The organism is Candidatus Clostridium helianthi (genome assembly GCF_045310795.1).
GTDB lineage: Bacteria > Bacillota > Clostridia > Clostridiales > Clostridiaceae > Clostridium > Clostridium helianthi.
This window is the reverse complement of record NZ_JBJIAB010000004.1, coordinates 213,391-225,016: the sequence shown is the minus strand read 5'-3', so window position 1 is coordinate 225,016 and position 11,626 is coordinate 213,391. Positions and strand designations below refer to the sequence as shown.

The following is an 11,626-nucleotide window of genomic DNA, read 5'->3' as shown; positions in this document are numbered from 1 at the left end:
ATTTGTCATTTATTTGCAAGGAGGTAAAGTATGATAATAAAAAAGCAGCCCTACAACATCTCTAAGATTGTACTAGCATCTATATTTTTAAACTTAATACAAATAATCTTTATAACTCTATTTATTTACTACAAAAGTCAAAATCCACATATGATTGAAGGAAATTTTATCATTTATGTCGTAGCTATAAGCATAGGTATTAATAGTATTATTACAGGAATAATATTTTATAATTTTTTATTTAAGAAAGGCAGTAATAATTTAATAGATACTATAAGATACCTTGAGGACTTTAATAAAACATTAAGATCTCAACGTCACGACTACTTGAATCACATTCAGGTGATTTACTCATTAATGGAACTTGAAGAATTTCAGGAAGCAAGAAACTATATAGAACCTGTCTATAAAGATATAGTGAGAATTAGCAAAGCTTTAAAGACTTCAAAGCCAGCAGTTAACGCATTGTTTCAGGCAAAATTACAAGTGGCCGAAAAAAACAATATAGATATGGAGCTTGAAATAAAAAGCAACTTAAATAATCTTAATATGGAACCATGGGATTTTTGCAGAATTATTGGCAATATTATAGATAATGCTATATTTGCTTTAAAGCACAAACCAAGCAATAGATATATGCTTGTTGAATTATCAGAAGATCTAAGAAATATACGACTCAATATATCCAATAATGGAGATTGCATACCTCCTGAAATTATAGGCAACATATTTAAAGAAGGATTCTCAACAAAAAATGAAAAAGGTGATGGTATGGGCCTCGCTATAGTTAAAGAAATTGTTGAATGTTTTTCTGGTACGATTGAAGTTACATCAAATGATAAACGAACATCTTTTGAAGTTATTCTACCCAAAAAAGAATAATAAAATCTGATAAATTAATATTCAAAAATGCCAGCACTCTTATAAATGACATTTGAACTTAAAAAATGTATAACTTAGAAGTTTTATGTTACTAAACTTCAATATGTGGCTTATTATATTAATATACCAAGGAGGGAGGTACAAAAAGTATGAGTGCATTTTTACCGGATATAACAGTTCTTACAGTTTTACTTCTAATAGTAGGGTTCGGATTAGTGCTTTTAGAGATGCATATTCCAGGCTTTGGGTTGCCAGGAATCGCCGGAGCTATATGTTTAATACTTGCAGTGGTATTAACTGCAGAGAATTTTGCACAAGCCTTAGTTATGGCATTAGGAATTTTAGCAATTCTTGGAATAATGTTAGGTGTTGTTCTAACCTTTTTCACAAAAGGAAAACTCTTTAAACCATTAATTCTTCCTGATGAACAAAAGAAAGAACACGGATATATCAGTTCCTCAGATTTAGATTATTTGTTAGGAAAATCTGGAGTAGCTGTTACTGATCTAAGGCCAACTGGTTCTGTAGATATAGACGGAGTTAAATTTGATGTAATTTCTGAAGGAGAATACATTAATAAAGGGACTAATGTAGAAATATTTAAAGTTAGCGGAGTTAAATTACTAGTAAAAAAAGTTAAAATATAAATTTATATTTAAAGGAGAGATTATTAATGATTACCAATTTAATTATAGTAGCAATAGCAGTTGTATTTTTAATTACTGTGTTTGTTAGATTTATACCAATAGGATTATGGATATCATCTTTAGCAGCAAATGTTCAAGTAAGCATATTCAACTTGATTGGTATGAGACTTAGAAGAGTTGTACCTTCTAAAATTGTAATTCCACTTATTAAATCAACAAAAGCTGGTATGGGACTTAATGTCAATCAATTAGAAGCCCATTATTTAGCTGGTGGTAATGTAGATAATGTAGTTAATGCATTAATTGCAGCTCATAGAGCTGACATAGACTTACAATTTGAAAAAGCTGCTGCTATTGACTTAGCTGGTAGAGACGTCTTAGAAGCAGTTAAGATGAGTGTTAACCCTAGAGTTATTGAAACTCCAAATGTTTCAGCAGTTGCAAAAGATGGTATAGAACTTTTAGTTAAGGCTAGAGTTACAGTTAGAGCTAATCTCGAAAGGTTGGTCGGAGGGGCTGGAGAAGCAACTATACTAGCCAGAGTTGGTGAAGGTATAGTTACTACAGTTGGTTCTTCTACTAGTCATAAGATAGTATTAGAAAATCCTGATGCTATTTCAAAAACAGTATTAAATAAAGGCTTAGATGCAGGTACTGCCTTTGAGATTCTATCCATTGATATAGCTGACGTAGATGTAGGAAGAAATATAGGAGCTCAACTTCAAACTTTACAAGCTGAAGCCGACAAAAATATAGCTCAAGCTAAAGCTGAAGAAAGAAGAGCAATGGCTGTAGCCAAAGAGCAAGAAATGAGAGCCGCTGTTGTAGAATCAGAAGCCGAAGTACCAAGGGCTATGGCTTATGCACTTAGAGAAGGAAAACTTGGAATAATGGATTATTATGATATGCAAAATGTTATTGCAGATACAAGTATGAGAAGTTCGATTTCTAGCGCAGGAAATAAAAGCCAATCTCTTTCTAGTGATAACAAAGAGCAGAGAGACAAAAAATAGACTCCTGGGAGAGTGAAAACTATGAAATATGATGATACTATTAATGTATTAAAAATTCTTGCAAATGCTATATTCAATCCTACATCCATATCAAACAATAATTCAAGAAATTTTGTTTTCAAATATCCAAATGCAGCCGAATTGAATGATAGTATAAACGACACTCCCGATACGGAGTTAGAGAATGATGATGAAGAATATGACGAAGGTGATTCCATTGACTATATAGCTAGTGAAAACACGGATTCTTATAATAATACAAAAAATAGCTACTATGATAAAAAAGAAGCAGCTTCTTCAAATCCACAAGGAATTATAGATTCTATTACCCAGGAAATAACACCAGTTAGACTTCAACAAGCTATTATACTTTCAGAGATAGTTGGAAAGCCAAAAAGTAAAACTAGAAAAAGAAGATTTTAAATTAGGAGAATTATTCTATGAATATAAAAGTGCTTATAGTTGACGATGAAATAGGAATAAGGACCATAATAAAAAAAATACTAGATAAATCTGGTGGATTTGAAGTTGTCGGAGAAACAGATAATGGTGAAGAAGCTATGGGTATATTTAAAGAGCACCGCCCTAATGTGGTGTTCTTTGATATTGAAATGCCTAAGTGCAACGGTATAGATTGTGCTAGAATATTAACAGATATAGACCCTAAAACTATAATTATCTTTGCAACAGCCCATGCAGAGTATATGTCCGAAGCCTTCCAGTTGTACGCTTTTGATTATTTAATAAAACCATTCAAAATAGAAAGAGTAATGCAGACCTTAGACAGAATTAAAAATTTAAACAAACCAAGCTATGGAGATGGTATAGATAAAATAATAAAGCACGAAAAGGGATTGGATAAGCTTATGATAAAAAATAAGGAAGGTATAAACTTTGTAGATACAAAGGAGATTGTTTTAGTTCAAAGAGAAGAAAGCTCCACTGTTATATATACCAAAACAGATAGCTTCACAACTTCCATTTCTTTATCTGATATAGAAGAAAAACTAGACCATACTCAATTCTTTAGAAGCCACAAATCCTATATTATCAATTTATCATTGATTACAAAGATCTATCCATACGGAAGATGGACCTATATTGTCAAACTTAAAAATACAGACAAAGATGCATTACTTACTCACGAAAAATATGAGGAAATAAAAAAACTTTTTAGTTTGTAATAAATTAAACCTTCTAGAAATAGTAACATAACATTACTTCTAGGAGGTTTTTATTATAAAAAAATAAATTCTATATATTTTTATAAATGAAATATACGGTAAGTTCTATAATTGAATTTGGATCTTTCCTATTTTTTACTACTCTTCGTTAAAAAACGCAAATAAGTTAACTATCATCTCTAAAAAAATTATAATAATTGGCTGATTGTCATATGCACCTGGTTTATAAAATTGTCCAGCTGAAGGCATCTGGAAGTAAAAATTGGACTTGCTTCTTAAAACCGCAATATCATTAGTTGTTATTACTACAGTCGTTATACCATTATTATATGCTTCTACTATCTGCCTATTAATTTCCTTGCTTTTCCCACTATTGGTAATAGCAATTAGCATATCACCTTCTTCTGCCAAACTACAACTTTCATCTATTTCAAACTTATTATCTAACGCCTCGATATTTCTTTTATATTTAAAAATACGATATCTTAAATACTTAGCAATTAATCCTGACTCTCCTATACCTATTACTCGAATATTATTACTTTTTTTCATCTTTGATACTAATTTTCTAATCTCATCTTCGCTTATCATTTTTTCTAATATATTCAAGACAGATAAATATGTAGTTACTGTTCTATTAATAATATGGTCTTCATTTTCCTTCTCTTCCTTATTAAAATAGCAGGAAAAATCATATCTGAATTCTACATACCCTTTATAACCTAACTTTTTGCAAAATCTTGTTATAGCAGAATTAGATACATTAAGGTCTTCTGCAAGTACTACTATCGTGCTATTCATAATTAATGTCGGATCAGACATTAATCTATTATAAATTTCAAGTTCAACTTTCGTAAATGTTGAAGCCATAGATTTCATCAAACTAATTGGATCCAAATTCCCCACCTCATATTCCTTATTTATTGCATTATACCAATATTATATCAAAAAAACTATATGATATCTTACATGTTTCACTTAGAAAGCGGGTTTATTAGCTAAAATAAAAATGTTACACAACTTAAAATTAGTTGTGTAACATTTTGCTTAAATATTTTATTTATGCTGACACGCCATTTCCTCTTTGTGCAGCTTGCTCATTCTTATAGTTTATATTATCTAACTTCTTAAAGAATGGAAGATATATAAAGAATGACATTACTAATACTAAGAATTGCAATATTGCTGTTCTAACACCACCAACTAAAAGACCTGAAATTACTGGAGGAGTTGTCCATGGAACCATTACCCCACCAAATGGTGGAACTATTCCTGTTGCTATTGCAAAATAAAGTATTATTCCTGATAACATAGGAGTAATTATAAATGGAAGAGCCATAAAAGGATTCATTACTATTGGTGTTCCAAATGTGACTGGTTCGTTTATATTAAATATTGCTGGTACTATTGCGAGTTTTCCTAATTGTTTGCATTGAGCTGATTTAGAAAATGCCAACATTGCTGCAACTAAACCTATTGTCATACCAGCCCCTGTTACTGTCATAAATTGATCCAAAAATTGTTGTGTTACTATATGAGCTCCATTTGCTATTGTTAGTTCTTTTCCACTTGTAACTATAGCTGCATTATCTAATGTATTCGATGTCAACACACTTGACATTACACCACTTACTATTGTTGAGCCATGAACTCCAAACCACCATAAGAAAGGAATTGCAAATCCCATAAATAATACTCCACCTATTGAATCTGTCATACCTTGTAAAGGTGTTTGAATCACTTTATATATCCATTCTATAAGAGTTGTGTGTAATCCCCAGTTAAACACTGAATAAAGTACTGTTGCACCAACTATTATTACTGCTCCTGGTATTAATGCTGCAAAAGAGTTTGCAACACCTTGTGGTACACCTGCTGGCATTTTTATTGTAATATTTCTCTTCATAAACCATGAGTAAACTGCCCCAACTATTAATCCTATAATAATTGCAGTGACCATACCTTTCCCCCCACACCATGCTGTTGGGATGACATCGCCTACTGTTTCTCCACTTTTAGTTATTACAGAAGAACTAGTTGTTAATACAAACACTACAAATGATATTACTCCTGCAGATAAAGGCTCATAGCCTTCATTTTTAGCATACGTATATGCTATTCCTATTGTCCCCATAAGCGCTATTATATTAAATGTGGCTCCATATGCTTTCCATAAAGGATCTGTCCACCCTGCACCTAATGTAACAGCCAACCAGTCATTTAATGGTTGATACGGCAATTGCGCTAATAACAGAAATATTGAACCCACTAACGTTAGAGGTAATGTATATAAGATACCATCTTTTAAGGCAAGAACACCTTTTAAGTTGACAAATTTCATAACTATCGGTATTACTTTCTCATTTAAATTATTTTGAAACGATGACATAATAATTCCTCCTTAAATACTCAACTAAATAACAAATTTTATATTACCTAAAGTTTCAATCTTAATATAAATAAACATTGCGCGCTTAATGAATACATATTATGATCTGTTAACCACTAAGTCTTTACTAAAGTTTTTCTCCTCTTTCTTCTATTATCTTCTTGTACCAATATCCTGATAATTTTATTTTTCTATCTAAATTATTCTTATGATCAACATATATAAAGCCATATTGCTTTTTATATCCATTTAGCCAGCTCAATAAATCAATTACAGACCAAGCGTAATATCCTTTTAAATTTATATTTTCTTCAATGGCTCTCTTCACTGCTTTTAAATGTGCTTCAATATATTTTATCCTTGGAACATCTACTATTTCATTCTCAATTATCGGATCTTCATCTCCCAAACCATTTTCAGTAATATACATTTTTATATCACCATAGCTATCTTTTAACATCCTTAATCCATCTAAGAATGCATCCGGAGCAATCTCCCATCCCCATTTTGTATAAACTTTATCTTTTAACATAACGGTTCTAAAAAACCCATCAAATGATGCATTCCCTGGTGCTCCTGTAGAATTCTCTCTAGTTCTTTCTTGATTTTCATTTTGAATATCGTTCTTTACAACCCTTTTCGGTTGATAGTAATTAAGACCTATGAAATCATTCTTTGGCGCCATTTCTTTTATTATATCTAGCTCATCTTGAGTCCATTCTGGAAGCCATCCTTTCTGTTCTAACTGTTTAACGACATATTCCGGATAACTTCCTTTTAATATCGGATCATAATACCAGTTAATTTCATACTGATTTGCATGGTATGCTGCTTTAATATTTTCCTCATTGCTATCTATGCTAAATGCTGGAGAAAAAACGTGAGTTATTCCTATTTCACCAAACTGCTTCATTTCCTTATAGGACTTTACCGCTTTCGCATGTGCTGTAAAAACATTATGTGTTACTTGAAAATACTTTTTTGGATTGTTTTTAATACCTGGTGGATGTGCTCCTGCCAAATACCCTAATGATGCAAATACAACTGTTTCATTAAAAGTAATCCAATGCTTCACCCTGTCACCAAATGCTTTAAAACATACCTCTGCATATTTTACAAAAGCATTAACAGTTCTTTTATTCGTCCATCCCCCATCTTCCTCTAAATTTTGAGGCATGTCCCAATGATATAATGTTACAAATGGAACTATTCCGTATTCTAAGCATTCATCTATTAAATTATTATAAAAATCAATCCCTTTTTGATTAACTTCTCCGTCACCATTTGGAATTATTCTTGGCCAAGAAACAGAAAATCTATACGATTCTATTCCAATTTCAGCCATTAATTTTATATCCTCTTTATACCTATGGTAATGATCTACCGCTATATCTCCATTAGTTCCCTCAAAAGTTTTTCCTGGAATCTTGGAAAATACATCCCAATTTGATATTCCCTTACCATCCTCGTTATATGCCCCTTCTACTTGATATGCAGCAGAAGCTGCTCCAAATAGAAAATCCTTAGAAAATTTCATAATTTAATTACTCCTTCTATTTCTACATATTTGTCCATTCACTAGTTAGCTAATCTTAGCGCAAACTCTAATACTTTCTCCCCATTCATCATTCCGTAATCAACCATAGGTATTACATCTACGGGAATTCCCAATGGTTCGCATATCTTTCTTGCTTTTCCTAATGTGTATCCAACTTGTGGTCCTAATAACGCAACATTTACGCCATCTAGATGTTTATCCATTTGACCTTCTGGAAAAGCTTCAATATCTACCTCTATTCCCTTGATTTTAGCTGCATCCTTCATTTTATTTACCAAAAGACTTGTTGACATTCCTGCTGCACAAAATAATCTAATTTTTATCATTTACTATCCTCTCCTTTTAAAAAATATATCTTCGTGCAGAATTTATTTTAAATTTAATCTGTTTTTTAATTACACCTTCACTAATCCATTTATAACTTTTCTTAATTCAATTATTTGCTCAATTAAATTTTTCTCTGTTATTGCAGTCATCAAATGATCTTGTGCATGTACAAATAAAACTGACATATTTATTCTTTCGCCATTAGCCTCTTTTTGTAGAAACACTGTTTGTCCATCATGTGCCTTTGCGATAGCATCATTTGCTAATTCCATTTCTTTTTCAGCTTCTTCATAATTTTCTTCTTTCACATTGTTAAGAGCCATATAAGCGTGATTTTTACAATCTCCAGCGTTGATTATAATATTCATAATTGCTATTTCTAATTCTAATTCTTCCATAACTAATCTCCTCCGCTCTATATAATTTAAATTATCTTCATTCCATGCCATTACACAAAAGCAATATGGATGCCAAACTCTATAAAAACTTTTTCAAAAGTTAGCATTTAAAATCTCTCTTTATTTCATTTAAATAGCGTAAAACCTTACTATATAAAGCTTTTACCATTTTCTGCTTTATTGAAAATATTTTTATTACGAAATATTGTTTTTGAAAATATTTTTAGTAAAATTTTATTATTGTTTGGTTATTTTTTTAACTGTTTATTTTTTTACTTATAGTGTTTAAGTAAATGAACCATTTTTATATAGTGTTTAAATTAATTAATCCAGTGTTTATTTCTTATCAATTAATTTTCAGACACTATCTTTTTTAAATTCAACAGAAAAATTTATAATATATATTCCAAAAATAATTCTTCATCGTAATTCTAAAAATATTGCAAGAATTTTAACCGTAATTGTGCATTGTGAATTGCAACATATATATTTGATTAATAATTTTTTTTAAATCACCTATTTTAAAAACTGCATTTACATACATATTTATTCGACAAAGTGATTTTGCTTAAATATATGTAAATATCCCTTTCATTTTAATTTTTAAATAGAATAATTTAACTAATATATAAAAAATGAGTTTTACTAATATAAATAAATATATTATAATTAAAAATTGACAATGTATTATCAAAATGCAAAAAAATAAACACTTTAATAAAGGAAGTATAATTATTTTGATAATACGAAAATATTTAAGGAGGATTATTTATGAAACAAAAGCTAAGCTTTCAGCAAAACTTATTAATAGGTTCATTATTATTTGGACTTTTTTTTGGTGCTGGTAATCTAATTTTCCCAGTTCAAATGGGGCAACAGGCTGGAGATCATACATTTACAGCTACTATTGGATTTTTAATTACTGGAGTAGGATTACCTATATTAGGAATTATCGCATCAGCTCTTTCAAGAAGTGAAAGTTTATTTGATATGGCGAGGCCTATTAGCTCTCGTTATGCAAGTATATTCACATGCTTATTATACTTAACAATTGGCCCTTTATTTGCAATTCCACGTACTGCTACAGTTGCATTTGAAGTTGGAATTCATCCTTTTATTTCTGATGGATATTTAAAATTAGGACTAATTATTTTTTCATTAATATTTTTTGCTTTTACTATTTATTTTTCATTAAAGCCAGGACAAATTTTAGATTGGGTTGGTAAGTATCTTACCCCTATTTTCTTGGTATTATTATCAATTTTATTAATCGCTACATTTGTAAATCCAATGGGACAAGCAAGTCAATTTCCTGCTCAAGGAAATTATGCAACTCAACCACTATTCACTGGTTTATTAGATGGATATAATACCATGGATGCACTTGCATCTGTAGCCTTTGCTATTATTATTATTTCTAACATACAAAAACTAGGAGTTAAAAACCCTCAATCAATTGCTATAGAGACATGTAAATCAGGACTTGTTAGCGTTATAGGAATGACTATTATCTATGGATCTCTAGCTTATATGGGTGCTACAAGTCTAGGAAGCGTTAATCGTGCTGATAATGGTGGAAGTATATTATCTATGGTAAGCAATCATTACTTTGGTTTTACTGGACAAATATTATTAGCTTTTATTGTTGGAATCGCATGTATAAAAACAGCTATTGGTTTGATAACTTCTTGTTCTGAAATGTTCAGCGAAATGTTTCCAAACTCTGTTTCTTACAAAAAATATGCTGTTTTATTTACAGTTTTCTCTTTCATAATCGCTAACTTTGGATTAAGTAATATTATTCAATTATCTATACCAGTACTTATGTTTTTATATCCTTTAGTAATTACTTTAATCCTACTATCTCTATTAGCGCCTTTTATTAATAAACAAAGCGACGTTTATAGATGGACAACAGGATTCACAGTTATTGCGGCATTTTTTGATTTATGTAAATCATTGCCTCAGCCTCTACAAGAGAATTTAATCGTTAAGCAACTTGTGAATTTTGCTCACTCATATTTACCTGGCTTTGATTATGGATTTGGATGGATAATACCAGCACTTTACGGGTTCTTCATAGGACTAATCATCTGGACTATTCGTTCAAAGAAACGCAAAAGTGCTTAAACATAATATTTCAAAGATAACTTAGACTTATGAAATAAACATCCGAAAGGAGAAACATTGTTATTTCACAGGACTATGAAAATTTCGCTGAAAGTGCTAAATTGCAGGTTACACCATTAATGCTTGCTCTCAACTTCATTGTGACAAGCATTAATGAAACAACCTACAATTAAGAGCTTTTAACAGCTTATTTTCAATGCCTGCTGCATAAAAATGTTTCTCCTTTCTAGTATGGTATTTATTTTTAAAAGGCAATCTTCAAAACCAGTCTTTTTCATAATTTATCCTACAATTAACACAGTATTTGCAGATTTGAATCAGGTATGAATTTTTAGAGAAGAACAAAATCGCAGGCGACTTTGGAGCCGAAGATTTTTTCACGCATCTGCCTTTTCGAACGCATGTGAGAAAAATTTGGCAGGCGAATAAGATTTCTTTTTTATTCTTTTTAAAATACAAAAACTAGTCAATCAACCTTTTTTAAGTTATACCCTCAAGGAGTACCTCGTCCACAGATTTTATTGGAATATAAATTCCTAAAGAATAAAAAAATAACCTAGCATATTAATGCTAAGTTCAATCTAAAATATTAAATTTCTATTATATAATTGGTGGCTCACCCGGGAATCGAACCCGGGACACCATGATTAAAAGTCATGTGCTCTACCGACTGAGCTAGTGAACCAAAAATTGGCTAGGATGACAGGATTCGAACCTGCGAATAATGGAGTCAGAATCCATTGCCTTACCACTTGGCGACATCCCAGTATGGGGTGAACGATGGGACTCGAACCCACGACAACCAGTGCCACAAACTGGCGCTCTACCAACTGAACTACGTTCACCAGATTTACCTTTAAAAAATTAAAATTTCACTTCTAATCTTTAAATATTAAACTATTACCAATATAGGTAATAAATTTTTATTTGCTTGTTTATTATAAGTTACATATTGTTAATTGTCAACTATATAAATATAATTAATGCTAAGTATAATACCAATTATATCTTTAAAATCATCATAATCAAATCTAAAACATCTTTATTTTATTGATATCTCAGCCTTTCCAGCTAAAAATACTCTTATCTAAAATAAAA

Annotated in this window: 11 protein-coding genes and 3 tRNA genes; 6 read left to right on the top strand and 8 right to left on the bottom strand. The window is 30.8% G+C overall.

Translation table 11 applies throughout. From position 1 onward, the window contains the following. Window positions 1-30 precede the first annotated feature (30 nt). From ACJDTP_RS05295 to ACJDTP_RS05275, 5 genes are all read left to right on the top strand, one after another. Window positions 31-882, top strand: coding sequence for a sensor histidine kinase (locus ACJDTP_RS05295; protein ID WP_103699200.1), 852 nt, complete (start codon window positions 31-33; stop codon window positions 880-882). A 149-nt stretch (window positions 883-1,031) separates the two neighbouring features. After that, a complete protein-coding gene (locus ACJDTP_RS05290) occupies window positions 1,032-1,529 on the top strand; it encodes an NfeD family protein (RefSeq protein ID WP_406760678.1) in 498 nt (165 codons plus the stop codon). Window positions 1,530-1,555: 26 nt separating this feature from the next. Next, window positions 1,556-2,542 (top strand): flotillin-like protein FloA, encoded by a 987-nt coding sequence (gene floA / locus ACJDTP_RS05285; protein ID WP_011968812.1) that lies wholly within the window; start codon window positions 1,556-1,558, stop codon window positions 2,540-2,542. A gap of 21 nt (window positions 2,543-2,563) precedes the next feature. Continuing rightward, entirely contained in the window at window positions 2,564-2,965 is a 402-nt protein-coding gene (locus ACJDTP_RS05280; RefSeq protein WP_406760677.1) for a hypothetical protein, read from the top strand. Window positions 2,966-2,982: 17 nt separating this feature from the next. Next, a complete protein-coding gene (locus ACJDTP_RS05275; RefSeq protein ID WP_406760676.1) occupies window positions 2,983-3,726 on the top strand; it encodes a LytR/AlgR family response regulator transcription factor in 744 nt (247 codons plus the stop codon). A 138-nt stretch (window positions 3,727-3,864) separates the two neighbouring features. Here ACJDTP_RS05275 and ACJDTP_RS05270 read toward each other — a convergent pair whose 3' ends face one another. From ACJDTP_RS05270 to ACJDTP_RS05250, 5 genes are all read right to left on the bottom strand, one after another. Further along, complete coding sequence (locus ACJDTP_RS05270) at window positions 3,865-4,632, bottom strand: MurR/RpiR family transcriptional regulator (RefSeq protein ID WP_406760675.1); 768 nt, start codon at window positions 4,630-4,632, stop codon at window positions 3,865-3,867. Window positions 4,633-4,786: 154 nt separating this feature from the next. Then, the gene (locus ACJDTP_RS05265) at window positions 4,787-6,115 is read right to left on the bottom strand and encodes a PTS sugar transporter subunit IIC (RefSeq protein ID WP_238948361.1); all 1,329 of its coding nucleotides are present in this window, start codon (window positions 6,113-6,115) and stop codon (window positions 4,787-4,789) included. A gap of 127 nt (window positions 6,116-6,242) precedes the next feature. Continuing rightward, window positions 6,243-7,652, bottom strand: a complete 1,410-nt coding sequence (locus tag ACJDTP_RS05260; RefSeq protein ID WP_406760674.1) for a GH1 family beta-glucosidase — start codon at window positions 7,650-7,652, stop codon at window positions 6,243-6,245. Window positions 7,653-7,693: 41 nt separating this feature from the next. Beyond that, window positions 7,694-7,999 (bottom strand): PTS sugar transporter subunit IIB, encoded by a 306-nt coding sequence (locus ACJDTP_RS05255; RefSeq protein WP_406760673.1) that lies wholly within the window; start codon window positions 7,997-7,999, stop codon window positions 7,694-7,696. A gap of 69 nt (window positions 8,000-8,068) precedes the next feature. After that, window positions 8,069-8,398: a PTS lactose/cellobiose transporter subunit IIA gene (locus ACJDTP_RS05250; protein ID WP_103699207.1), complete on the bottom strand. Its 330-nt coding sequence runs from the start codon at window positions 8,396-8,398 to the stop codon at window positions 8,069-8,071. Between the two features lie 771 nt (window positions 8,399-9,169). Here ACJDTP_RS05250 and brnQ point away from each other — a divergent pair. Further along, entirely contained in the window at window positions 9,170-10,528 is a 1,359-nt protein-coding gene (gene brnQ, locus ACJDTP_RS05245) for a branched-chain amino acid transport system II carrier protein (protein WP_077839864.1), read from the top strand. Between the two features lie 609 nt (window positions 10,529-11,137). On the opposite strand, the gene ACJDTP_RS05240 is transcribed toward brnQ, so the two are convergent. From ACJDTP_RS05240 to ACJDTP_RS05230, 3 genes are all read right to left on the bottom strand, one after another. Then, window positions 11,138-11,213: transfer RNA gene (locus ACJDTP_RS05240), tRNA-Lys, on the bottom strand. A gap of 6 nt (window positions 11,214-11,219) precedes the next feature. Then, a tRNA-Gln gene (locus tag ACJDTP_RS05235) sits at window positions 11,220-11,294 on the bottom strand. A 3-nt stretch (window positions 11,295-11,297) separates the two neighbouring features. Continuing rightward, window positions 11,298-11,373 (bottom strand) — tRNA-His (locus tag ACJDTP_RS05230). Window positions 11,374-11,626 lie beyond the last annotated feature (253 nt).

What these genes read in the sequence shown, in the direction of transcription:
- ACJDTP_RS05295 (WP_103699200.1), top strand. Translation starts at nt 31, where the DNA reads ATGATAATAAAAAAGCAGCCCTACAACATCTCTAAGATTGTACTAGCA.
- ACJDTP_RS05290 (WP_406760678.1), top strand. Translation starts at nt 1,032, where the DNA reads ATGAGTGCATTTTTACCGGATATAACAGTTCTTACAGTTTTACTTCTA.
- floA (WP_011968812.1), top strand. Translation starts at nt 1,556, where the DNA reads ATGATTACCAATTTAATTATAGTAGCAATAGCAGTTGTATTTTTAATT.
- ACJDTP_RS05280 (WP_406760677.1), top strand. Translation starts at nt 2,564, where the DNA reads ATGAAATATGATGATACTATTAATGTATTAAAAATTCTTGCAAATGCT.
- ACJDTP_RS05275 (WP_406760676.1), top strand. Translation starts at nt 2,983, where the DNA reads ATGAATATAAAAGTGCTTATAGTTGACGATGAAATAGGAATAAGGACC.
- ACJDTP_RS05265 (WP_238948361.1), bottom strand. Translation starts at nt 6,115, where the DNA reads ATGTCATCGTTTCAAAATAATTTAAATGAGAAAGTAATACCGATAGTT.
- ACJDTP_RS05260 (WP_406760674.1), bottom strand. Translation starts at nt 7,652, where the DNA reads ATGAAATTTTCTAAGGATTTTCTATTTGGAGCAGCTTCTGCTGCATAT.
- ACJDTP_RS05255 (WP_406760673.1), bottom strand. Translation starts at nt 7,999, where the DNA reads ATGATAAAAATTAGATTATTTTGTGCAGCAGGAATGTCAACAAGTCTT.
- ACJDTP_RS05250 (WP_103699207.1), bottom strand. Translation starts at nt 8,398, where the DNA reads ATGGAAGAATTAGAATTAGAAATAGCAATTATGAATATTATAATCAAC.
- brnQ (WP_077839864.1), top strand. Translation starts at nt 9,170, where the DNA reads ATGAAACAAAAGCTAAGCTTTCAGCAAAACTTATTAATAGGTTCATTA.